Below are 23,040 nucleotides of genomic sequence, written 5' to 3'. Positions count from 1 at the left end.
AAATTATGAAAATCATTAATAAACTTATTTTCCCATTAATAGCTTTAACGCTAATTATGGGCGCATGTAAAAAGGATTATCTATTGACAAATCCTACGGACTCTGTTGATAAAAATGCTGTTTTTACAACCACGGCTAATGCGTTAGCGGCTTTAAATGGGATTAACAGATCTTTATATATTCAGTATTCAAGACAGGAAGAAGGTGGTCAGGGTAATGTGAACCTTAATATTGATTATATGGGTGATGATATTGTCAATACAGTTAGTACAACTGCCTTTGGTGTTCACAAATGGGTAACGCATAGAAGTGCGGCTAATCCAAATAATTCATTTATCTATACTTTCTATTATCGTATTATCGCTAATGCTAATTTAATTATTGATAATATTGATAATGCAGAAGGAAGCTTGGCTGATAAAAAAATGATTATGGCAGAGGCTTTAACCTATAGAGCCTGGGCACACTTCATATTAGTTCAGGTATTTGGTAAACGTTATGATGCTGCAGGAAATAATACCCAGGCAGGTGTACCCATTATGAATTCATCAATAGTGGATGGTACTCCTGGAAAGCCAAGAGCATCTGTTGAAGCAGTTTATGGTCAAATTAATGCTGATCTTGATCTAGCTATCACAACTTTTTCAGGTGCGACGGCAAGACCAAACAAATCACACTTCAACATTAACACAGCCAAAGGTATCAAGGCTAGAGTAGCCCTTACGCAAGGAAGATGGGCCATAGCAGCTCAAAATGCACTTGAGGCTAGAACGGGTCTTACCTTGATGACCAATGCTGAATATTTAAGTGGATTTAATAACTATGATAATCAAGAATGGATGTGGGGTAGTAGGCAACAAGAAGATCAAACAACATATTTTTATTCTTTCTTTGCTTACTTGGGTACTTTTAATTCAACTGCAAACAGAACAGTTCCAAAAAGAATGAACTCAATGCTATACAACCAAATTGCAGCGTCTGATGTTCGTAAGTTGTTATGGGATCCAGCTGGAAATTCAACTAATTTCATTGCTTATAATCAACCAGCTGGTGTGGTTTCCAATTCAACAGCAAGTTATAAGCAAGGTAAGTTTAGAAATGCAGGGTCAACAAGTGTTGGAGATGTTGTAAACATGCGTGTTGGTGAAATGTTTTTAATTGAAGCAGAGGCAAGAGCTCGTCTTGGTATTGCTGGTTCAGCTAGTGAAACTACTTCAGCTCAGAATGTTTTATTTACATTTGCGAAAAATCGCAATCCTAATTATGTGTTAACAACAAATGTGGGCACGGCTTTATTAAATGAAATTCTAATACAACGTAGGATAGATTTATGGGGTGAAGGCTTTAGATTCTTTGACCTCAAACGCCAAAATCTTCCTTTGGATCGAACAGGTAGTAATCATACAATTGCATTATCTGGTGTATTGTCTGTACCATCTGGTGGGCCGGAGTGGCAATGGGCTATTCCTCAATCAGAAATTGATGCAAACCCTGCAATAGGGCCAGGCGGCCAAAACCCGTAAACACTAATTACACAAACTCGTTAAGAGGCTGTATCATTTCATTAATGATACAGCCTCTTTTTTTTGGAAGATTATCATTTCTAATAAATAGATATTGACATTAACAATAGGTGCTAAAAAACTAAAATTTTATTTTTATACGAGAAATTTATATAATAAAAAACAATTTTTCTTGCCATGTTAAGCTGTTAACACCGGAATGATTGGATATATTATTGTTAAAGAATATTTTAATCCCGCTTTAATGTATTTGTATCATCTTTGATAAAAAATATACGGGTTGAGGTAGATTTTTTTGATCTTTTATGGGGTAATATCCCTTTATTTTATCTGTTTTGTATTTTTTTTATTGTAGTTTTCTTTTCTTTAGTCAAATTATACATTTAAGATTTTTGCTTGTAAAATTTGCTTTACAGGATGTTAAATTTTATATTGTGCTCTTATTAACTAAACTAAACTAATTTATGAAAAAACTTCTACAAAGTTTGTTCATATTGCTTTTCGTTGCAGGTACTGCAATGGCGCAAGAAAGAACAATTACTGGTACGGTTACAGGAAAGGAAGACGGAATGCCACTTCCTGGTGTAAGTGTAAAAATCAAAGGCGCATCTGGAGGAACCACTACCGATGCAAATGGTAAATACAGTATTCGTGTATCTGCCAGTACGTCTACCTTAGAATTTACGTATATTGGATACACAAGCCAAACACGTAGCACTGGATCTGGAAGTACACTAAATGTGACTTTGGTAAGCGATTCAAGAACACTAACTGATGTTGTTGTAACCGGTTATGGTGTTACAAAAAAGAGAGATTTTACCGGGTCAGCAGCGAGTGTAAAGGGAGATGATTTAAAAGATAAACCCGTTCAGAGTTTCGTGCAAGGATTAACAGGCCAGGCAGCAGGGGTTAGTATTATCCAGCCAAATGGTTTGCTAAACAACCCACCTGTGATTAGGGTACGTGGGGTAAGCTCCATCTCTTTAAGTTCATTTCCTTTAGTGGTTGTTGATGGAATTCCATTTCCAACAACTGATGCATCTGCCAACTCAGCAACAAACAATCCGCTTGGTGATATCAACCCTGCTGATATTGAAACGATCGATATCTTGAAAGATGCGGCATCAACAGCACTTTATGGTTCAAGGGCTGCAGCAGGTGTATTGGTGATCACCACGAAAAAAGGAAAAAGCGGTGATGCTAAAATTACTTATGATGGCTGGTATGGCGTAAATAATGCCGTTCGTTTACCAGAACTTTTGAATGCGCAGCAATATATTGATAGTAAAAATACGGCAGTTGCAAATGCTTTGGTTTTAAATCCAAATGCAGTGCCTGCTACACAAAGAGATGCCAGTAACAGGAGTTTCTTCCCGAGTTATAATGCAGATGGATCACTTGTTGATACCAAATGGTACGATGAGGTATATAGAACCGCTCAATCACAAAACCATAATGTTACTTTAAGCGGAGGAACAGCTAAAACAACCTATTATTTATCTGGTGGATTATCAGATCAGGACGGTTTCCTTAAAAATAATACATTTAAAAGATACTCTGCTCGTTTGAATGCCACTCATAAAGCTACAGACTGGTTAAGTTTAAGCATGAATGTGAATTATAACAACAGCATTAACAGGGCACCCAACAGTGGTTCGGCTCCGGGTGCAGCCTTTAATTCATCAGGATTAGGACGTATTGCCATCGCCATTGCACCAAACGTTCCCGTTTATAATGCTAATGGTGGTTATAATATTTCTGCCAATAATGTCGGAAATGCAGCTAACCTCATTACCAGTACATGGGCACACCCTACCGTATTGGTAGATAAGGATGTAAACAGCTCAGAGAATAACAGGTTTTTAACCAATCTCGGTGCCGATTTTAAAATTCTGGAAGGCTTAAATTTCAGATCTAATTTTTCTTGGGAAAGAGCCAATACTGAAAATATTCAATTTTGGAATCCCCTTCAGGGCGACGGATATTCTTATAACGGTTATGCTTATAATAATACCGCCAGAAGAAATAACTGGAACTGGATTAACACCCTTCAATATGTTAAAACATTTGATGGTGTACATAATTTAAACTTAACTGTTGGTAACGACGTACAAAATACCAGAACAGTAAACTGGGGTGCTGTTCGCCAGGGATTAGGTGATCCAACTTTCTTCAATCAATTTCAGGGTACTTATACTACAAATGTACCCGGCGGAAATGGTATTAATGAAATTGCTTTTCAGGCATACCTGGCTAGCGCAAGTTATAACTATAAAGGAAAATACTACATCAGCGGTAACTTTAGAAGAGATGGTAATTCGGCCTTGTCTTCAGAAAATAAGTGGGGTAACTTTGGTGGAGGGTCAGTTGGCTGGACAATCTCCGAAGAAGAATTCTTCAAAAATTCATCACTGGCTAAAACGGTAAATTCGCTAAGAATCAGGGCAAGTTATGGTCGCGTAGGTAATGCGAATGTTCCGGCTTATAGTGAGTATACTACTTATAGTCCAGGCTTATATGGCGTTACACCTTTTGCATGGATCTTTGGACAGGCTGGTAATAAAGAGCTTAAGTGGGAAACTAGTAACCAGTTAGATTTTGGTTTAAACCTTGCCTTATTTAATAACAGGTTAACCTTCGAAGCAGATTACTTCAAAAAAGACATTAATAATTTATTGTTAAATGTTCCTCAGGCATTATCAAAAGGTATCCCGAATGATCCGCAAGGTACTATTCTTGCGAACGTTGGCTCGATGTATAATAAGGGCTTCGAATTTGCATTGGGCGGTACACCTGTTAAAACAGATAAATTCTCATGGACAGCCAATTTAAACTTCACAACTATTAAAAATGAAGTTACAGCTTTAGATCCCAACGTATCACAGATTATCGGTACTACGGGCGGTTTAGAATCTGCAAGTGTTACAAGGGTAGGTGAATCAATTGGTAGTATTTATGCCGTAAGAACAAACGGTGTAAATCCTGCAAATGGAAGAAGAATCTTTATTAATGCTGCAGGACGTGAGGTTCAATATCAACACTTTGGTGGTGCAAACGCATGGACATATCTGGATGGCACACAAGCGCCATCACCGGCAGGAGATGCACAGGTAATTGGCGGAACACTCCCTAAATGGTACGGTGGTTTCAACAATACGTTTAACTATGGTAATTTTGATCTTAACCTGATGTTTACATTTTCTGGCGGTAATTATATTTACAATGGCTCTCGTGCTGGTTTATTAGATCAGCGTGTTTGGAATAATTCAACAGAAGTGTTAAATGCCTGGACAACTCCAGGTCAGCAGACTAATATTCCAAGAGTAGTTTATGGAGATAATGTTTCAAATGGATCATCTTTCGCAATTGATGCCAACGTAGAAAAAGGCGACTTTTTACGCCTTCAGGCTGCAACTTTCGGTTATCGCATCCCTAAGAGCATTTTTGGTAAATCAGGCATCAGTAATGCGAGGGTTTATGCTTCAGTAAATAATGCATTTTTGATCACGAACTATACCGGGGTAGATCCGGAAATCTCGACCAATGGTAATAGTAATTTAGCAAGTGGTGTAGAGCGTAACTCCATCCCTCAAGGCAGATCATTTACATTTGGCATTAGTTTAGGTTTATAATCATTAATCATCATATTCATGAAATTATTTCATATCAAAACATATAAATTGAAGTTAGCTACTGCGGCTATACTTGCAATTCCTTTAGTTGGAAGCATCTCTTCCTGTAAAAAAGAGTTTCTGGAAAAGGCTCCGGAACTAACGCTTCCTGATCAGGATGCATTTGCTAATCCAACGAGAATATTAGGCCAAATTAACGGACTTTATTCCTCTTCCAAAAATGGTTCCTTATTTGGCGGAAGATACCTGATCTATAATGATATCAGAGCCGAAGAATTTGTTAACAGAACCGGTAATAGTGTAACGGGTTATGATGTATATCAGGGCACAAATAACGCTACGAACACTTATGTTGCCAGTTTCTTTTCACAAGCATACCTCACCATTAACAGGGCCAATCTTTTCCTGGATGGCTTAACTAAAAACAGTACTGTTTTAACCCCTGCATTAAACGCAAACTATGCAGGAGAGGCAAAATTTTTAAGGGCGTTGAATTATTTCGCACTGATCCAGATTTTTGCAAAACCCTATATTGTTGATAACGGTGCTTCAAGAGGCTTGCCATTGCGTTTAACTCCTGAAACTTCTTTGGCCAATAATGCCTTAAAAAGCAGTACTGTTGCAGTCATTTATACGCAGATTTTAAAAGATCTTGATGAAGCAGAAGCCGGTTTGCCAGATACTTATACCACTCCCTTATTGCGGACTACGCGTGCGCATAAAAATAGCGCCATAGCCTTAAAAACACGTGTATATTTAGCCATGGGTAATTATGCGAAAGTGATTGAGGAAGGCAATAAGCTGGTTCCGCAATCCGCGCCATTTACCAATTCAGCAAGAACTGCTCATGCACTGCAGGCAAGTGTAGTGAATGTTTTTGCTGCACCATTTACAACGTCTGAATCAATATTCTCTTTCCCTATGGCAGATACGAATGCGCCGGGAACACAAAATCAATTAGGATATTACTATAGCTGGGCTGGTAACGGAAATCTGGAGTTCTCTTTAAATAAAACCGGAGCGGGTATTTATGTAGATCCAGCCTGGCCAACAACAGATGCCCGTAAATCTCAGCTCACTCAGGATGCCACCATTTCCGGTGTACTTCATTCCTATCCTATTAAATATGGTGCTGTATCTCCGTTCATTGATTTTGTGCCGATTATCAGGTATGCAGAAGTGCTGTTAAATGTTGCTGAAGCAGAAGCACTGGCTCCGGGTGGTAATCTTGTTCGCTCAAAAGCATTGTTGCAAGCTGTACGTACACGTTCTGATGCTTCTTATGTTTACGGTGCATTAACTACGCCAACAGCTTTAGAAACTGCAATTCTTAAAGAAAGAAGAATTGAGCTTTTAGCTGAAGGATTCAGATACAACGATTTGGCCAGAAAAGCAGCTCCAATTCCATCTTTCGGTGCTGGTGCTTCCATTCCGGTTACCGATCAGCGTTACACTTTCCCGATCCCAATTGGTGAGTTAAACACTAATCCATTGGTAAATACACTTTAACAATAAAATCTAAAATAAATAAAGGGGGTGGAAACATTTGTTTCCACCCCTTTATCATTATATGCCCTACCATTGGTGTAATTACATAATTTACCAAAACTACAGGAAGAACGATGCATGTGGCTTTTTATATGTGCGCGCTGTTTAGATTTTAAACTCAATCCTCGGCGGCTTATTTATGATAACGGCGTGCCATTATTTCTTATCCACGCTATACTTTCCAGGGCCAATAAAAATTAAGCTGAAAAATACAATGCCTAACTCTATCGCATGGCTGGCACCACCCAATCCATCGCCTTTGCCAAAGTGAACCAGTGCAGCAATAATCATGGTAAAAACCAGGGCTATGCAAGCGGGGCGGAAAAATAGTCCTACTATTAATAAAAAGCCTCCGAAGGTTTCTGCAACAGCGGCCATGAATCCCCAGAAGGTGGGTAAAAAACTTACGCCTACTACTTTCATGCTGCCGCCCAGTTGCTCCCACCCGGAAGGGCCGCCAGCCAGTTTCGGAAAGCCGTGAACAATAAACATAATGCCAATGCCTATGCGCATAATCAATAAACCGGTATTGCGGTATTTACCTAAACCATCTAAAATTGCCATGTTATAAATATTTAAATTGAACGTTATTGTTTTTTATTTTCAAATTCACTTCAGTGCCCAGAACCATCGCCAGGTTGTGATCAATATGCCCGGTTGGAAAGTTAAAGCAAACCGGATAATCATATTCCTGAACAATATCCCAGATCACCTCCTCTACTGTTTGTCCGAATGGAATTTTTTCAGCTGCTATTTCATTAAAAGCTCCTATAACCAAGCCTTTTAAATGGGCCAGTTTGCCAGCTCTTTTAAGCATGCGCAACATCCGGTCAATGCTATATTCATGTTCACCAACATCCTCGAGAAATAATATTTTATGGTCGAAATCCATCTCCGAAACAGAGCCCTGTAACATGGCGAGTAAGGTTAAGTTTCCGCCAATTAACAAGCCGGTGGCTTCGCCGGTACGATTTGGAAATTCACTTTTGTATTGATAAGTCTGTTGCTCGCCAAATAAAGCTCTTTTTAATGAATCAATTGCTTCAGGTGTACTTTCTTCAAAAGTATAAGGCATCTGTCCATGGATGCACTGCACATCGCATTGCGAAATAATGTGTGACAATAAAACAGTGATGTCACTAAATCCGATAATCCATTTAGGATTTAAGTTAAATGGAGTAAAATCCAGCTCATCAATAATCCGAATGGTTCCATAGCCTCCCCTGCCTGCAATAATGGCTTTGATAGACGGATCATCCAGAAACTGCTGCATGTCTTTAGTCCTTAACTCATCCGTTCCGGCAAATTGATGGTGGCTGGCATACACACTCTCACCTATAATAACCTCCAATCCCCAGCTGCTTAAAATCGCTATAGCCTCATCAATGGACTTCGGTAATTTCTTGGCCGGGCATACCAGGGCAATCTTATCTCCTTTTTTTAAATATGGGGGCTGTTTAATCATCTTCAAAACACTTATCTTTGCCAAATTAATAAAAATTGTTTTGGATAATAGTAAAATAAAAAGATATACCGTAACTGCGGCACTTCCATATACCAACGGACCAGTTCATATCGGTCACCTGGCAGGTGTTTATATCCCTGCTGATATTTACGCCCGTTACCTGAGATCAAATAAACGCGATGTTAAGTTTATTTGCGGATCTGATGAAAACGGTGTGCCCATTACCTTAAAAGCCAAACGTGAGGGGATCACACCACAAGAAGTGGTAGATAAATACCATAAAATTATCGGAGATTCTTTTAAAGAATTTGGGGTTTCTTTTGATATTTACCACCGCACATCATCCCATACCCATCACCAAACTGCATCCGAATTCTTCAAAACGCTGTATGATAAGGGTGTTTTTACAGAAGAAGTTACCGAACAGTATTATGATCCTTCAGCCAAACAGTTTTTGGCCGATCGCTATATTACCGGTACCTGTCCGAAGTGTGGTAATGAAAATGCCTATGGTGATCAGTGTGAGAATTGTGGTTCCACACTTAATGCAACAGACCTGATTAATCCAAAATCTACACTTTCTGGTGATCAGCCCATTCTAAAAGAAACGAAAAACTGGTTCCTGCCTTTAGATCAATATGAAGAAAGGCTAAGGGCTTATATTGAAAGCCATAAAGAATGGCGTCCAAATGTATATGGGCAATGCCAAAGCTGGTTAAATGCTGGTTTGCAGCCGCGTGCCATGACCAGAGATTTGGACTGGGGTGTGCGTGTGCCGCTCCGAGACGCGGAAGGTAAAGTGTTATATGTTTGGTTTGATGCACCTATTGGCTACATATCAGCCACGAAGGAATTATGTAATTATGCCAAATTGGATGTCTGGAATCCGAAGGCTGAAGAGTATTACATTAGTAATTACGAAAGCGATAAATGTGGCTGGGAAGCGTACTGGAAGAGTGATGAAACCAAACTCGTTCATTTTATAGGAAAAGATAATATTGTTTTTCATTGTATTATTTTCCCGGCCATGTTAATGGCGCATGGTGAATATACCCTGGCAGATAATGTGCCGGCCAATGAATTTTTAAACCTGGAAGGCCAGAAAATATCGACCTCAAAAAACTGGGCGGTATGGTTAAATGAATATTTGCGTGAGTTTGAAGGTAAACAGGATGTTTTACGTTATGTGCTCACCGCAACGGCTCCTGAAACCAAAGACAATGATTTTACCTGGAAAGATTTTCAGGCCAGGAATAACAATGAATTGGTTGCCATCTTGGGCAATTTCGTTAACCGCGTGATGGTACTTACCCATAAATATTTCAATGGAAGCGTACCCACCTGTATGGAAATTTTGCCGGTAGATCAGGCTGTAATTGATGAGTTGGCAAGCTATCCGGCTAAAATTTCTGCGTCAATAGAAAATTATCGTTTCAGGGAGGCTTTATCAGAAGTGATGAACGTGGCCCGTTTGGGAAACAAATACCTGGCAGAAACTGAACCCTGGAAATTGATTAAGACGGATGAGGATCGGGTACGTACCATTTTACACCTTTCTATTCAAATTGCGGCTAACATTCAGGTTTTGATTGAACCCTTTTTGCCCTTTACGGCAGAGAAACTGATGAATATGCTAAAAAATGGCGGGAACGAATGGGATGATGCGGGTTCAGTAAATCTAATTAAACGCGGACATGATATCGGTGAGGCTGTACTGTTGTTCGAAAAAATTGAAGATGCGGAGATTGATTTTCAAATTGCAAAACTCAACCAGAGCAAATCAACAAATGCCGCCAACAACGCCGTAGCTACACCAGCAAAAGAAAATATTAATTTTGATGATTTCTCTGCTATGGATATTCGGGTAGCCACCATTGTTGCTGCAGAAAAAGTGGAGAAAACAAAGAAACTGTTAAAGTTAACGGTAAATACGGGTATAGATGAGCGCACCGTGGTATCAGGCATTGCAGAACATTACAAGCCAGAAGATATTATAGGCAAACAAGTGAGCATTATTGTCAATCTGGCCCCAAGAGAAATTAAAGGTATTTTATCACAAGGTATGATTTTGATGGCGGAAAATTCAGAAGGAAAACTTACTTTTGTGGCACCTGCTGAAAAATTTGAAGCAGGTAGTGTAATCAGATAATTGTTAATAATTGTGATTAGGTTTTGCATTTGTAAATCTAAAATCGTAATTCTGCAAATCTAAAATTACTTGGTCCCGTAGTTCAACGGATAGAATAGAAGTTTCCTAAACTTTAGATATGAGTTCGATTCTCGTCTGATTATCAATATATTACATGGTTTAATCTTAGCCTTGAGGCATCAAATGAGGTTAAACCATGTTTACAACACCAAAAATCTTTATTCCTAAAACGTCAAAAGGACGTGCGTATGTAATTTATAATTACGATGGTAAACGAGTACGCCATTACAATGGCAATTGCTTAAATCTAAACATTAATCCCAATCAGTACACCAATCCAAAAGATAGGGAAAGACTCACAAAACAGTTATTATTTGAAGTTAATACAGCTTTAAAAAGTGGTTGGAATCCCTTTGAAATGGAAACAGAAAAGCCAAGTTTGAAACAATCTCTAAAAATTATTCTTGATGAAAAACTTGGCTCAAATCTGTGTGATCTATACAAGCGAAATCTTAAGGCTGTATATCGCATGTTTGTTAACTTCTTACCATCCTCAGACTTAAATGGTAAATGTGACAGTCTAAAACTTGATAAGGTTGAAGCTTTCCTTAATAAATTTCAAACCAGTGAGCGTAATTATATCAATAGGCGAAGATGCTTAGGAATGTTCTTTAATGAAATGGTCAGAAAAGGATTTGCCACACAAAACGTTGTTAAAAATACTAAGCCTGCAAAAGCTAAAGCATCATTGCATGTTCCTTATTCGGATAAGCAGCTAAGAAATGTACTTGATTATTTAAAAACAAATCAACCAAATCTTCACTTATGTTGTCTGTTAACTTATGGGTGTTTACTTAGGCCACACCATGAAATACGGTTATTAAAGTTGAGGCATATTGTTAAAGATTTTACTCAAATTCAGTTGTCTGGTAGCGAGAATAAAAGTAAACGTGTCAGAACGGTTCATGTTCCAGAGTATATTCAATTAGAATTACGCTCAAGACTAGAACATGTTAGTGATCCAGAGGTTAATATATTTACCCTGACACACAATCCCTATAGTGTTGGATACTTCAACCTCATATGGGGTAAGGAGAAAATTAAGATGTTTAAAGAAAAATTACTTGAAGCAAACCAGACGATATATTCATTTCGGCATACAGCAGTAATAAATGTATATCAGAAAACTAAAGATCTGCACATCGTTCAGCAGCTTTTACAACATTCCAATATGATAGTTACACTTAACTATTTAAGAGGCTTAGGCGAAATGAATGATGACAAATTGAAGGATGTTTTGCCAACATTATAGACATTAATGATAATCATTTATAAAAGTATACTGATTGCCCTAGTTGATCTTCTCAACCAGGGCAATTATATTACATCATGCATTCATCAGCAAAACTGTAATAGCTATAATTGGTAACTATCAAATGGTCGCACACCTCAATATCCAATAGCTTTCCACCATCTATTAACTTTTGGGTTAGTTTCTTGTCGGCATCACTTGGTGTCGTAGTACTGCTAGGGTGGTTATGCGCCAATATTATTTTACTGCTATTGGTCTTTAAAGCAACTGAAAATATAATTTTCGGATCTGCTAATGTTCCCTGCACTCCACCTGTGGATATATCAACAATTCCCAATACTCGATTACTGGTATTTAGTAAAATCACTTTAAATTCTTCTAACAGTTCAATCTTGCCTAGATGCCAATGCTGCATTAATACTTTGTAAGCATCCCGAGAACTGTTGATTTTTGGTCGTTCTGTAATGTTGTAATTTGATTTGTAGCTTACTTCGACTTCAGCTACTCTTAAAGAGGTTTGTTCTTGTACCATAATGATTTATTAATTATGGAACTGAGCAAGCTTTCAGATCAACTAAGTCAAGAAGCAACGCAATAAATAAATAGTGCGGATGACACAGGAGCGTTTATGGCGGAATTTCTTGAAACGTGTTGAGTTGAGAAGGTTAAATTTGAGGAGTGATTAATCAAATCCTATTACTTTAGTTTCAGAGTTATTTGATTCAATTTAACTTAACCTTGTTCTTTTTACTCTAATATTAACTTATTTAAATACGCGTTAATCCTGTCTTGCCATTTACCAGTGGTAGTACTTTTAATAAATGCTGTTTTCGTTTACTTAATCAAAATCCCAATCCTTCCGACTCTTTTTGGAATTAGGCAATAAAGGAAATTTTCAGCATCATTGCAATTCTCAGATGAATCAATCCCGTTGAAATCAAATATTACTGATATAGAACTGTTCGACCATCCGACAGGAAGGAAATTTTCTATATCGTAAACACCAAATATGTTTGGCTCTTTCAAATATTGATAAGTTATTCTTTTATTAAACCGCTTGTAATCGTTCTTTAAACGTAATCCGTTTACAACCCAAACCATATTCTGGTAGAATCTCTCTCGACTCTCCCGCTCTTGTTGCATTATATTTGAGTGTTGAAATTCAATTACTAACCCTGCACTAGTCCGAACATCAGCAATATGGATTTCTCCCGATTCTTGATCTACTGAAAAGCTTTCTTGCCATTCAGCTGGATAATTATCTTTCCATAAGCGATGCCATTCGGTTTCAGATTCCCACCATTTATCACAATTCTTGCCATTCTTATGAGCCCAATGATGAACCCGTTGAGTTCCACATTTAGCAATAACTATTTGAGAACAACCAGGGCACAGACCTGTTAAGTTGGATTGGACTTTAATTCTATTGTTATCAACTAAGGCGTAATGCATAGTTTAATATTAAAAAAGACAATAATTTAACTACTTAGATATATAGTCAATTTATTGTCCTTATTAACTTAGTTTATTAATAAACTCTATTTTTTGATTTGGTCGGAAGTCTCTCCCTTTTCAATTCTATCTTGCGGAAACTGTGGAATCTCTGGTAAAGATAATTCAACCCGATCCTGTGGGAATTGTGGCGGTTGAGGCGGTTGCAACTCATTTTCTTCTGGTTGGCTCATAATTTGATATGGTTTAGTATTAATAATATATAATTTATTGCTGTTAAGATTAAAGAGATAACTAAATACGTCCTTGCCTTCTGTAAATCTTTACTTCTCTTATCGTTAAATATAATATGATCATCAGTTAAGTCTGCCAATTTTGCTATTATTGAATCATCAAAATCTATCTTAACAGAAACATTAGAGAGTGCATTATAGTCACTCACTTGCTTTTCATATTTAACTATATCTCCAATATACGCAAAATTCCTATATGCGAATCCTTTGAAATGATTGTTGAATGATCGCATGATGTAGAATATTGCAATAATAAGAGAAATGCCAATGGATAAAAGCAAAAGATGTTTAAAAGCAAGTTCTGACAAATTGTGAATATCTTTCTCATCTTTCACAGTATAAGAGTTAGCAGCAACAATAATTGTCAAAATCGTTACAGGTAAACTTACTGCATTATCCAAGTTTGTTCTTCTAGTCAGCTCTCGGTCGTAAAGACTTTTATAAAATGAATAGCTCTCCATATCAATTTAATTTTATTTTATGAAAGAATCAACTGGTTCTAACAACAGATAAAGCTTGTTTTATTGGGTTTATTTTTTATCATCATCTATTTCTCCAATGGTTAAAGAATCATTCAATTTAAATGTGATGCATTTCGAATTATATATATTTTCTTGTTGAACAACTAAGTACGATTCATATATTTTAACAAGCCTGAGCTCTTCTGATTCTATAATGAGTAAAGCTTCAATTTCCTTTTCGTCATTATCAAAAGAAGCAATTCTTATTGTTGCACTACTGGTACCAACTTTATAACTACCGGTTAAATCTTCGAATTTATAACCTCTTACTTCTTGTAAAATCGACTTGCCGTAATTCTCAGCCAAGAATCTGTTTAACCTTTCTAGCTCGCTGATGCCTAAACGATTAGATGAATGATGATGTGTTTCATAAAGGGTCTCCTTTATGTAATAGTTCAATCTGCTATTTCCTTTGTCGATTAAGCCACTTATTATTGCATCTTCCAGCCTTATTGCTTTTCTTAACTTCATTTTCTCTATTATTGAATAACTATTTTTAAGGGCAGTCCTTATTATTGAAATTAAAATCGTTTAAATGTAGACTTAGTTCTTGCAACTCTTTCTCTATTTATATTCAACATTTCAGTTATATGATCTGCTGTGTCATCCAAGTGATATTTAACCAATGAATTTGGAATCCTAAGTGTAAGATACCCCTTAAGAAAAGAGTGATATGTACGTTTTAAGTCCGATAGAGCTTGCTTATCACTATAATTATGGTGACCACCATCAACTTCAATATTAACTTTCGCTTGTGGAATGGCAATATCTATATGCTTGTAACCATCAAACTTTTCTAATTGCGCAGGAACACCACGTTCTTTCAAAGCAAAATATAGAGACATTGCAGAAACAGTGCTAGCTAATTCTTGTTGTTTAACCCACTTTTGATGAGGCATACAAAGTGGTATACCAAAGTAATCATATGAGTAATCGTGTACTTGTGGGCTAATTCCACAACCACACTCCAGACAATTGAATAGCATTATTTACTTTAATATATAATCAGAAAGAATTCTAAGTCTTTCTTTGATGTTGGACACGTCATTGGTACCATGCTGAGACAGCCTATCATATTCCAGTAAATCATAATCTGCATTTGCATAATCTAACTCTGCTTGCTCGCGATTCTGTTTAACAAAATCGCTGAATTCAAGAAGCTTAGACCTCTTTATTTTAAAATCGTTCTCTTTCGCCCATTTGAATAAAAGATAATAAACTACAATTACTCCTTGCGCTTTAAGGAGAATATCCTTTTCAGTGAAACAATCGCTCATCGTAGTGAGATGTTCATTGATTGTCTTTTCGAACTGAGATATAATTGCAATAGAACCGGATTTATATTGTTTGACCATATGATCGAGATAAACTTTTTTGGTATCAATCAGTTTACCGCTTTCATGTGAAGCAACTTCAACAAGTAATAGCTTTGCAGCAGATTCGTAATGTTGATATCGATTGTTTGGAAATTTAACGTTTTTAATAAAGAAAGAGTGCTTCGATATTTTACGAACCTCATTTACCATGTCTCCACCAAAAGCATTACGCTTTTCAGCAGAATTCAAAGGAACGGCTTCATTCAGTCTAGAAAACATATCCTCTATAAGATCAAGATCGTCAGTTTGAACTCCTATTATTGGCAAAACAAATGAATCAAATTTAATTCTAACTTTTGGGTATTCCTTTGCAAGATCTTCGTAGCTCAATCCAGCGAGCTTTAAATTTGGATTATCTTGATATTCGAAGTCATCAGATAAACAAAATTTACCTTCAACAAATGACCATATAGTCTCGATTCGCTGTTTACCGTCTATAATTGCGTATGTTTTTTGCTTTTCCTGCCTTTCTTCACGACTAAATTGGTGAAAATAGATTTTAGGTATATCGTAATTATTTAAAATTGAGTCAATTAACAACTGTTTTTTTTCTGGCGTCCAAACCCCACCGTTTCTTTGATATTCAGGGTCTACAACAATATCATCTTTATCAGAATATATCCTTATAATTGTTGAGTGTTGTACCGGAAAAGTCTCTATATAGCTCATATGTTTTTGTTCTTTAATATCTCTCCAATGCTAGACAGCTCTGGAAATAAGGTGAATTTCGTTATCCCTAACAATGATAGTTCATTTCTAATTTCTCCTTTGAACTCTTTTGGTACTTTGTAACCAATAGTTTCATTATTAGTGCAGAATTCTTCAATCGGACGATTATCTAGATGGTGAATTGTGAAAACTCCAAGTTGTGCCTGAATTCTTGTATTGTTCCTTGTTGCTATAGTTGCAAGAGGCGTTAGTTTCGTTCTGGGATTTGATCTTAATGAGGAAATAGTATAATTCATCAATTCTTCATCATCGAAACATAAAATAAAGTCCTTTTCCCCATCAACGTCAATTCCGGCCAACTTGTTAAGTTCCGTGGGCTTTAATTGCCATAAAACTCCATCTTCACCTTCTTGGGTTGTGTCGGAGGTTGCAAAATAAAGAGCAGTTAATGCGCTTTCGGTCCAATCCAAGAGTCTAGTAGGTGCTCCATAATGCTGCATTAAAAACATCCAATCGAAGTCATCTTTTGGGTGCCTATCCAATAACATGGCAGCTGACTGTTTGAATCGAGATAATAGACTCGATTCGCTCTTTCCGCTCGGTATTCTAAGCTGACCAGGAAGGAGTTTCCAATTTATATTGGCATGACCTCTAAACCATATATCACCTTCATAATCCGAATTATCAGACTTAAGGATATCTATTAAATCTTTAATCGTGGTAATCTCTTTCATTCAGCCATTAGGGATTTAAAAGTTGTTTTACCAATATTAAGTTGGTCTCAGACGTTTTATCTAATAGTCTAAGTTTGACTTCTGGCTTCAATTCACTGGCCTTCAAAGTCTCTGACAAACCATAACCACCCTTATAAATATGTCTATCGTATTCATGAAGTACTTGTCCATCATCATAGAGCGTATAGTCATCATCAAGTCCATTACGAGAGCTTGAAGAAAATGCTAATATTTTCTTTTCCATTTGATTCAATTAAATTTACTTGCGTTAAACTTTTACTCTGGTGTGGATAAGTTGGGTAGAGCGCTAAGGAATAACTTAGTTAAAAATAGAAAGAAAATATCAATTCCAATTACGGGAAACCTGAAATACTCACTTTTTGTAAGCTCACCGCCTGCGAACTGAGAAAATGTGTGAGAATCAGCAGTTGCATAGCAACGGGATTCGAACTATGTTTTACACAAGCGAAGCGCAGCATTTTCGACTACGCAGGTGAGCTGTAAAGTGGAGCCTGACTAGATTTATCCAGGATAAAGCGAAGCAAATCCTAGATAAAGATAGAGAAAGCATTCATGAAGCACGCCGCTTGCTCAAAAGAAAAACCATGACAGAGCACAGCGATGGCGTGCTGTTTTTCGTGAGCTTAGACAGTGCGTAATTCCTTTCTTCCTAATCGGGTTTGCAGTACCTTAACCGATGCACCACTGACTAAAATTAACGGCAGAAACTTAAAAGAAAGCAAAACCATTGCTGAACCACAAATCTAATGACTAAAGGAATCCATTCCTCACTTAAGCCACTTTTTGAGTGAATGGATTGCTTTTAGGAATGAAACTAAAAAGGATTTTGAGCCGTAGCTATTTTATGGTCTATATAATCTCTAAATAAAGGACTCGGTATAAGGTCATCGTTAAAATTCTTCAACACCTTATATTTCCTTATTAGGTATGCAAACTTCGGATAGCCATAAGAAGGAATTATTGAGTTAACTGCAATCGCATAAAGTTCATTCTGAGAAAGCCTAGCCCTTATTAGTCCGGCATAAAACTTACGCTGATCTGCCTTGATTAAATCAGATAAATGAACGTATTTATATAAGTGATAAAGTTGCCTGAAATAGTGATTTAATGTGTTCTCAAGTTGTAAATAATATGTTTGTTTATAATGTGCATCAAGAAATCCCTCTATGTCTTGATAATTCAGTAATATAGGACTTGGTAATGATATGGAGCCTCCTGCACCATCGCTCTCTGAATCAAGTGTATTACCATTTGCAATTAAATCAAGTAGTTCTTTCCAATAGTGAAAAACATCTGTTCCAGTCACTGTCCGAGTGCTTTTGAACGATAGTTCATTCACTGTACTACTATGTAATTGCAACAGCTGAAAGAATGTATTTTCGAATCGCTGCACTTTAAACGTGTCAGATTGTTCAGTAGAGACTTCTCTAGCTTCCCTTAATTCTTGTATTTGTAATTCAAGTGAGTGCTGATTTGTTTTAATATCTCGACGCTGTTCCTTCAATGCGAGCACAAAATAAATGATACTTGCTAATGACCAGAGTACTCCAACAGTTCCTGAAAGAAAGGAGCCGAATTCACCAAACGTAGTACTGTCTATAGAGAGACTTGTGTTAAATTTAGGTTTATTCCATAAGAATAGCGTTATTGCGATACTTGCAACGAATCCTCCAATAATTATTAGTGCGACTGCAAAATACTCTATTTTAGAGATTCTGTTTTCTGAGATAGATGAGAGCATTGTTGATTATTTAAATTCTATTCAAGTATAATAAAAAAGAGCCGCATCGACGCAGCTCTTTTGGTCTCCAATTAGTATTTAATTAAAAGATGCTTGCTAATGTATCCTTTTACTCCTTTGTAACAGACATAGCTAAAAGTTTCATCTTCTTTGGCTTCGTTTAAAACATTCATATGAGCCTTGGCAGGTAGCATCATCACCCTCTTATCACTGTCAGTATAAGTTTTCTCACTAAATAAATACATATACTTTGGTAATGTGCTTGTTAAATAAGCAGAGTAAACGTATTTATCACAGGGGATTTTTGTGACATCTATTTCTGGTTCCTTCACTTCTGCCACCCTTGTTTCTTCAACTGCTTCTTCTTCGGACGCTTCAATTGTAATATCTTCCTCTTTACCAGTAAGAATGGTTAATTTGCCTCCATCCAGTTGAATTTTACCAAGCTTACTTATAGCAGATTGACCTAAGAGTAAAGGTGCATTCATATTGTTTACTACTGAGGCTGCAACGTCTTTTAATACTAAACCTCCAAATCTCACTTCTCTAAGAACGATAGTCATTCCTTCTGATATGTTACCATCAGCAGTGGAAAACCTATTTTTTCCTAAGATATCCTTGGGGTTTAAATAATTGTTTTTCATCATAAATACCGCTTCAGCAAGTGATATAGATACGTCGCTTGCTCCAGTATCAAATATGAATCTTAAGTTAAGGCCATTTACTGTGCATGGGACAGTATAAACTCCACCTTTCTTTTCCATAGTTATGGTTGTTTGCGCATTTGCTTTAAATGCAAATAAAAATAGTAGTAGTAAAATTGATCTTGGTATCATAAATATTTAATTCTAAACGAGATTGATAAAGACAAGGCTGATCTAAAGTATTTATAGTAAATAGCATATAGTTACGGTAAACCGTAAAGGCGTATTCGGCTATTAATGCGTGATTAGTAGTTATGTGTAGTTATTCTTGGTTTGAGTAAATCCATAGCGAGAAAACTCCTGCTGCAATCGAAAGAACTGCGAAGACAGTTCTGCAAGTAGATGACCATTCGCTGATCATAATATTCCATTGGGTAAATGAACAAACAGCATAAAGGATCATTGTTGGTACAAACCAGAATAGGAATGTGAGCGTTTTGTTAGACATAGTATATAATTTTAAATATCGATAGTCCAACTCGATGTTATTTTATGCATAAAGCGCAGGACTGAGCTATGTCTGCGTCTAAGAGGCTCTGGAAAAACCCGACAACAACAAACAAGCCAGCACCTGCGCTTTATGCACAGGCGTGAACTTATCTGCTCTTGTTGTCTTTGTAATTTTCCAGATTTCTTAGACAAGAACTGATAGCTTACGCTAAATCTTAAATATGTATTTTACTTACTCTTTGTATTATTCTTTAAACCCTTTTATTGGTAACTGTAAAGGTAATAAGCAAAATTAAATAAAGCGCATTACTGCGCTCTATTTTTATGATTCTAGTTTATCAACTGTAGCAATTGACACGTAGTTGTTTTCTCCTTCTGCAACTCTCCGGTAAAAGAAGTTATGGTGCTGATTGGCTTCGCGGAAGTTTACCCTTAGTGCATATTCGATTCCGCTTGTGTTGTCATTAGATTGGGTAATCTCATATGCTTTTCGAAGAAAAATATTGGTTAATCCTGAGCCGAAGCGTTCTAGGGCTTCAGATCCAAGGTCTATAAATATAAATGACCTTCCGTCCTTACTATTAGATAAAGTGATGTTCCAGAAGTAATTTAGATGCTCTGAAATCATGTTACTTTTGTATTCGTTCTTTACATGGTCAACAGTGGCGTACGTTCTGTATTTCGCTAAATCGAACTTTCGTAGTTGCTCTGTTGCGGCATCAACTATGAGGTTGTATGCTTTCTGTACTTCTTGGTTTACCAATACCTGTTGTTCATTTATAACAACAAATTGTGTTTTCGGCTGACTAGCCTTTTGCGTTCTTGCTTGCGCTTTCATCTTAATAGAATTTTAAATGTGAAACTTGGATTAAATGAAAAATGCCTCCGTCTGGAAGCATTTGTTTGTAGATTGGTATATAATAGAAATACACCATATTTAGGCGGTGCATTGTGTTCGGTTCGATTTTAATGTAGTTGGATTGTCGAAGATTATTAATCGATTTTGAATAGTTTAAATCTTATTACATGGAAAATGTCGAGTCGGTTTAATAGTCTGTAATGGAAATCTAAAAAGTTGAACCTTGTTATTTCTGATTTAAAAGTGGTGGTTTCAGATAGGCTTCTTGTTTAATTTACAGAAAGGAATTTTCAGTTGGAGAGTTGGAAATCTTTGTATCTCCCACTAGAAATTGGTACGGGGGTATGAGGTAGATAGGGGGGGTGTTCAATACACACAGTTTGAATTTCATGTGGCTGTATGAAAATATAAAAATTTTATTTTTCAATCGATTTCGTGAGTTAATTAATAATATTTGATAAACAGATTTATGATTTTTTCTGGCAATTGCAGAGAGTTCCAGTTTAAATCCTTATCCTAAAAAACGGTCATTTTTTTTGGTTCTTTCTATTAAAGGAGATTTTAATCTAAAATTTGGTATTGAGGCTTAATGAGGCATTTCTTGAATTTATAAGATGTTATTCCATTTGTTTTAGTTGTTTTAGTTTTTATAAATAGCCTCTTAATTTCAGCAACCTTTGGAACTTCATAAATGTTTTTTGACTCATTAGGTTTCAAGACGCCATATTTAACATAGAGATCGTGCACTATAATATCAAATTCCTCTTTGTAAATTGCTCGGTCGCCAATGGTTTCCAAGAAATCTCGAACTATGAATTTCTTTACTCGCTCATTATTAGATTTCCGATAGGCTGTTCTAATTTTTATAGGGTCATAGCCTAATTCTCTCATCTTTTCTCCTCCTAACTCATCATAGTATTTTCTAATAGGATCGAGATCGATGGGAAGAGATTTCTCTAATATCTTGAAGTTATGATGTTCATCATTTGTATTTTTTTCAAGCATTTCAAGAAACTTCACTCCTTCTTGTATCTTATGGGATGTCTTTTTATTTTTAATACTTGGATCAAGATTTGGCACATAATAGTGCCTTAAGCACTTTACATTATACCAGCCATTCTCCCATGCAGATTTGATGTAGTTTATGTGATTGTATTCTTGAAAGCACATGAATCTATTAACTAATTGGTCAACCTTGAAATCATTGTACGTTGCTATCCCAGTAGTTTCTTCTATGTTTCCATAATCTAATAGTGCCTCTTTTAATCTTTTATTACTTACTTTGTTTCCAAAGGTGTCATTGTTATGCTCATTATAGCGGTTTACCAAACTGGTAGCTGTGTTAATGTGGTCTTCCTCAATTTTCTCAAATGAGTCAAACTCTAAGGTATTTCTATCAGTCGTCAGATGAATAATCCTTTCGCAGGTTACTCTGTTCCGACCCGCGGCTTGTATACATTTATTAGATACCCCCGTTTGTAATGAGATATTATGTGTATCTGAAACGATTATTATTGTTGCACCTGAGTCATGCATGTCCCATCCTTCGAAGTACTTAGAAGTATAAAAATTGAATTTTGAATATGTTGCATCATTGGGCACATCACGGAAGTTCCCCCTCAATTCATCCAACTTGTCCATGTTCTCCTCGCTATATTTGCAGTAGATGCTGCAATCAATAATTTCGGCCATCTTTACCGCATTTGCAATTTCATTAACTGAATTTAAAAAAACATGAACCCTTCCACTAAAATTTTCGTTTAGGAAGACCTGTAAGAGTGATAATACGTTTTCAGCGTGATGGATTTCAATATCATTTACAGTTTCACTAAAGCCGATGGTGTAGCGATCAAAACGTGCCAGCTTAGGGCTGGAAAATTTGTATGGTGTTGCGCTAATTAATGCTTTATTTTCAAAGTCAAAAAAGTAATCAAACGCACTAAGTATATTCTTTCTAAAGTTATCTGTGATTGTAGTGTGCGCCTCATCAAATAAGATAAACCAATCTGTATACAGTTCATTAAGGGGAAAGCCACATTTAGTAATTTTCCCTAAAGATTCAGGTGTACAGAATATAGTTTTATTAATATTCCGGTTAAGCATGAAGTTATTTAACGCAGCAAAATCTTTCTTTACAAACTTTCCTCTAACGGGATAATAATTTTCATGTAACATGCCATCTTCATCGAAGCATTTGTTGTCGATTATGGCATTCGTTGGTACGACAATAATCGAGTTACGTTCTGCTATTACTGCTTCTAGATAAGTTCCGCCAATACCACATCTCCCTTTATTGATTATTGAATTATTGGGGATTAAATTAAATATTTCACTTAACCTTGCATCGATATCAACTTCGAAAGTGTATTCAGTTCTTATGCCTGTTGTTAATACATCTGTTGGTTCTATAATGTGTTTTCCCTGTATCATCTGTTGCTATAATTATAATTTATATAGCAAAGATTCAGCTTTGGGGTATGGAATATTGAGTATAGGATTTAGTTCATTATATATAAAATTATATCGCTGATATAAAGATGTTTATAAACAAAAAAAGACTTCGGATTGAAGTCTTTAAAGTGATAAAAAAA

The 23,040-nt window shown here is 36.4% G+C and carries 20 protein-coding genes and 1 tRNA gene; 6 read left to right on the top strand and 15 right to left on the bottom strand.

Annotated features, from left to right (window positions below):
• Window positions 1-5: 5 nt before the first annotated feature.
• The 3 genes from CBW18_RS10370 to CBW18_RS10360 all read left to right on the top strand — a co-directional run bounded on the left by CBW18_RS10370 (window position 6) and on the right by CBW18_RS10360 (window position 6,664).
• Complete coding sequence (locus CBW18_RS10370; RefSeq protein WP_216359219.1) at window positions 6-1,523, top strand: RagB/SusD family nutrient uptake outer membrane protein; 1,518 nt, start codon at window positions 6-8, stop codon at window positions 1,521-1,523.
• A gap of 464 nt (window positions 1,524-1,987) precedes the next feature.
• On the top strand, window positions 1,988-5,155 hold the full coding sequence (locus CBW18_RS10365; protein WP_088301204.1) for a TonB-dependent receptor: 3,168 nt from the start codon (window positions 1,988-1,990) through the stop codon (window positions 5,153-5,155).
• Between the two features lie 18 nt (window positions 5,156-5,173).
• A complete protein-coding gene (locus tag CBW18_RS10360; protein WP_088301203.1) occupies window positions 5,174-6,664 on the top strand; it encodes a RagB/SusD family nutrient uptake outer membrane protein in 1,491 nt (496 codons plus the stop codon).
• 195 nt (window positions 6,665-6,859) lie between these two features.
• On the opposite strand, the gene CBW18_RS10355 is transcribed toward CBW18_RS10360, so the two are convergent.
• On the bottom strand, window positions 6,860-7,267 hold the full coding sequence (locus tag CBW18_RS10355; protein ID WP_088301202.1) for a DoxX family protein: 408 nt from the start codon (window positions 7,265-7,267) through the stop codon (window positions 6,860-6,862).
• 1 nt (window position 7,268) lies between these two features.
• The gene (locus tag CBW18_RS10350) at window positions 7,269-8,168 is read right to left on the bottom strand and encodes an LD-carboxypeptidase (RefSeq protein WP_088301201.1); all 900 of its coding nucleotides are present in this window, start codon (window positions 8,166-8,168) and stop codon (window positions 7,269-7,271) included.
• Window positions 8,169-8,208: 40 nt separating this feature from the next.
• Here CBW18_RS10350 and metG point away from each other — a divergent pair, with 40 nt between their 5' ends.
• The 3 genes from metG (at window position 8,209) to CBW18_RS10335 (ending at window position 11,629) form a co-directional block, all read left to right on the top strand.
• The gene (gene metG, locus CBW18_RS10345) at window positions 8,209-10,317 is read left to right on the top strand and encodes a methionine--tRNA ligase (protein ID WP_088301200.1); all 2,109 of its coding nucleotides are present in this window, start codon (window positions 8,209-8,211) and stop codon (window positions 10,315-10,317) included.
• Between the two features lie 70 nt (window positions 10,318-10,387).
• A tRNA-Arg gene (locus CBW18_RS10340) sits at window positions 10,388-10,460 on the top strand.
• A 53-nt stretch (window positions 10,461-10,513) separates the two neighbouring features.
• Entirely contained in the window at window positions 10,514-11,629 is a 1,116-nt protein-coding gene (locus CBW18_RS10335; protein WP_088301199.1) for a site-specific integrase, read from the top strand.
• 70 nt (window positions 11,630-11,699) lie between these two features.
• Here the strand turns inward: CBW18_RS10335 and CBW18_RS10330 are convergent, their stop codons facing one another.
• From CBW18_RS10330 to CBW18_RS10275, 13 genes are all read right to left on the bottom strand, one after another.
• On the bottom strand, window positions 11,700-12,161 hold the full coding sequence (locus tag CBW18_RS10330; RefSeq protein WP_088301198.1) for a RadC family protein: 462 nt from the start codon (window positions 12,159-12,161) through the stop codon (window positions 11,700-11,702).
• 302 nt (window positions 12,162-12,463) lie between these two features.
• Window positions 12,464-13,081, bottom strand: a complete 618-nt coding sequence (locus CBW18_RS10325) for a competence protein CoiA (protein ID WP_088301197.1) — start codon at window positions 13,079-13,081, stop codon at window positions 12,464-12,466.
• An 86-nt stretch (window positions 13,082-13,167) separates the two neighbouring features.
• Window positions 13,168-13,314, bottom strand: a complete 147-nt coding sequence (locus tag CBW18_RS21375) for a hypothetical protein (RefSeq protein WP_172406491.1) — start codon at window positions 13,312-13,314, stop codon at window positions 13,168-13,170.
• Complete coding sequence (locus tag CBW18_RS10320; protein ID WP_088301196.1) at window positions 13,311-13,835, bottom strand: hypothetical protein; 525 nt, start codon at window positions 13,833-13,835, stop codon at window positions 13,311-13,313. Before CBW18_RS10320 ends, CBW18_RS21375 begins: the two co-directional genes overlap by 4 nt.
• Window positions 13,836-13,904: 69 nt before the next feature.
• A complete protein-coding gene (locus CBW18_RS10315; RefSeq protein WP_088301195.1) occupies window positions 13,905-14,366 on the bottom strand; it encodes a hypothetical protein in 462 nt (153 codons plus the stop codon).
• Window positions 14,367-14,416: 50 nt separating this feature from the next.
• Window positions 14,417-14,794: a DUF559 domain-containing protein gene (locus CBW18_RS10310; protein WP_088301194.1), complete on the bottom strand. Its 378-nt coding sequence runs from the start codon at window positions 14,792-14,794 to the stop codon at window positions 14,417-14,419.
• A gap of 90 nt (window positions 14,795-14,884) precedes the next feature.
• A complete protein-coding gene (locus CBW18_RS10305) occupies window positions 14,885-15,940 on the bottom strand; it encodes a DUF262 domain-containing protein (protein WP_088301193.1) in 1,056 nt (351 codons plus the stop codon).
• Window positions 15,937-16,674 (bottom strand): FRG domain-containing protein, encoded by a 738-nt coding sequence (locus tag CBW18_RS10300; protein ID WP_088301192.1) that lies wholly within the window; start codon window positions 16,672-16,674, stop codon window positions 15,937-15,939. Before CBW18_RS10300 ends, CBW18_RS10305 begins: the two co-directional genes overlap by 4 nt.
• A 7-nt stretch (window positions 16,675-16,681) precedes the next feature.
• The gene (locus CBW18_RS10295; RefSeq protein ID WP_088301191.1) at window positions 16,682-16,918 is read right to left on the bottom strand and encodes a hypothetical protein; all 237 of its coding nucleotides are present in this window, start codon (window positions 16,916-16,918) and stop codon (window positions 16,682-16,684) included.
• 591 nt (window positions 16,919-17,509) lie between these two features.
• Window positions 17,510-18,436, bottom strand: a complete 927-nt coding sequence (locus CBW18_RS10290) for a putative phage abortive infection protein (RefSeq protein WP_088301190.1) — start codon at window positions 18,434-18,436, stop codon at window positions 17,510-17,512.
• Between the two features lie 71 nt (window positions 18,437-18,507).
• Window positions 18,508-19,200 (bottom strand): TIGR02281 family clan AA aspartic protease, encoded by a 693-nt coding sequence (locus CBW18_RS10285; protein WP_216359218.1) that lies wholly within the window; start codon window positions 19,198-19,200, stop codon window positions 18,508-18,510.
• A gap of 712 nt (window positions 19,201-19,912) precedes the next feature.
• On the bottom strand, window positions 19,913-20,428 hold the full coding sequence (locus tag CBW18_RS10280) for a hypothetical protein (RefSeq protein ID WP_088301188.1): 516 nt from the start codon (window positions 20,426-20,428) through the stop codon (window positions 19,913-19,915).
• Between the two features lie 582 nt (window positions 20,429-21,010).
• Window positions 21,011-22,879 carry a hypothetical protein gene (locus tag CBW18_RS10275; RefSeq protein ID WP_088301187.1) on the bottom strand — a complete coding sequence of 623 codons (1,869 nt, stop codon included), beginning with the start codon at window positions 22,877-22,879 and terminating at the stop codon, window positions 21,011-21,013.
• Window positions 22,880-23,040 lie beyond the last annotated feature (161 nt).

The sequence above is a fragment of the Pedobacter sp. AJM genome (assembly GCF_002197755.1).
GTDB lineage: Bacteria > Bacteroidota > Bacteroidia > Sphingobacteriales > Sphingobacteriaceae > Pedobacter.
This window is presented reverse-complemented; position numbering and strand designations above follow the sequence as displayed.

Bases quoted from the DNA above. Each gene is read 5' to 3' on its own strand.
- CBW18_RS10370 (WP_216359219.1), top strand. From the start codon at position 6: ATGAAAATCATTAATAAACTTATTTTCCCATTAATAGCTTTAACGCTA.
- CBW18_RS10365 (WP_088301204.1), top strand. From the start codon at position 1,988: ATGAAAAAACTTCTACAAAGTTTGTTCATATTGCTTTTCGTTGCAGGT.
- CBW18_RS10360 (WP_088301203.1), top strand. From the start codon at position 5,174: ATGAAATTATTTCATATCAAAACATATAAATTGAAGTTAGCTACTGCG.
- CBW18_RS10355 (WP_088301202.1), bottom strand. From the start codon at position 7,267: ATGGCAATTTTAGATGGTTTAGGTAAATACCGCAATACCGGTTTATTG.
- CBW18_RS10350 (WP_088301201.1), bottom strand. From the start codon at position 8,168: ATGATTAAACAGCCCCCATATTTAAAAAAAGGAGATAAGATTGCCCTG.
- CBW18_RS10335 (WP_088301199.1), top strand. From the start codon at position 10,514: ATGTTTACAACACCAAAAATCTTTATTCCTAAAACGTCAAAAGGACGT.
- CBW18_RS10330 (WP_088301198.1), bottom strand. From the start codon at position 12,161: ATGGTACAAGAACAAACCTCTTTAAGAGTAGCTGAAGTCGAAGTAAGC.
- CBW18_RS10325 (WP_088301197.1), bottom strand. From the start codon at position 13,081: ATGCATTACGCCTTAGTTGATAACAATAGAATTAAAGTCCAATCCAAC.
- CBW18_RS21375 (WP_172406491.1), bottom strand. From the start codon at position 13,314: ATGAGCCAACCAGAAGAAAATGAGTTGCAACCGCCTCAACCGCCACAA.
- CBW18_RS10320 (WP_088301196.1), bottom strand. From the start codon at position 13,835: ATGGAGAGCTATTCATTTTATAAAAGTCTTTACGACCGAGAGCTGACT.
- CBW18_RS10315 (WP_088301195.1), bottom strand. From the start codon at position 14,366: ATGAAGTTAAGAAAAGCAATAAGGCTGGAAGATGCAATAATAAGTGGC.
- CBW18_RS10310 (WP_088301194.1), bottom strand. From the start codon at position 14,794: ATGCCTCATCAAAAGTGGGTTAAACAACAAGAATTAGCTAGCACTGTT.
- CBW18_RS10305 (WP_088301193.1), bottom strand. From the start codon at position 15,940: ATGAGCTATATAGAGACTTTTCCGGTACAACACTCAACAATTATAAGG.
- CBW18_RS10300 (WP_088301192.1), bottom strand. From the start codon at position 16,674: ATGAAAGAGATTACCACGATTAAAGATTTAATAGATATCCTTAAGTCT.
- CBW18_RS10295 (WP_088301191.1), bottom strand. From the start codon at position 16,918: ATGGAAAAGAAAATATTAGCATTTTCTTCAAGCTCTCGTAATGGACTT.
- CBW18_RS10290 (WP_088301190.1), bottom strand. From the start codon at position 18,436: ATGCTCTCATCTATCTCAGAAAACAGAATCTCTAAAATAGAGTATTTT.
- CBW18_RS10285 (WP_216359218.1), bottom strand. From the start codon at position 19,200: ATGGAAAAGAAAGGTGGAGTTTATACTGTCCCATGCACAGTAAATGGC.
- CBW18_RS10280 (WP_088301188.1), bottom strand. From the start codon at position 20,428: ATGAAAGCGCAAGCAAGAACGCAAAAGGCTAGTCAGCCGAAAACACAA.
- CBW18_RS10275 (WP_088301187.1), bottom strand. From the start codon at position 22,879: ATGATACAGGGAAAACACATTATAGAACCAACAGATGTATTAACAACA.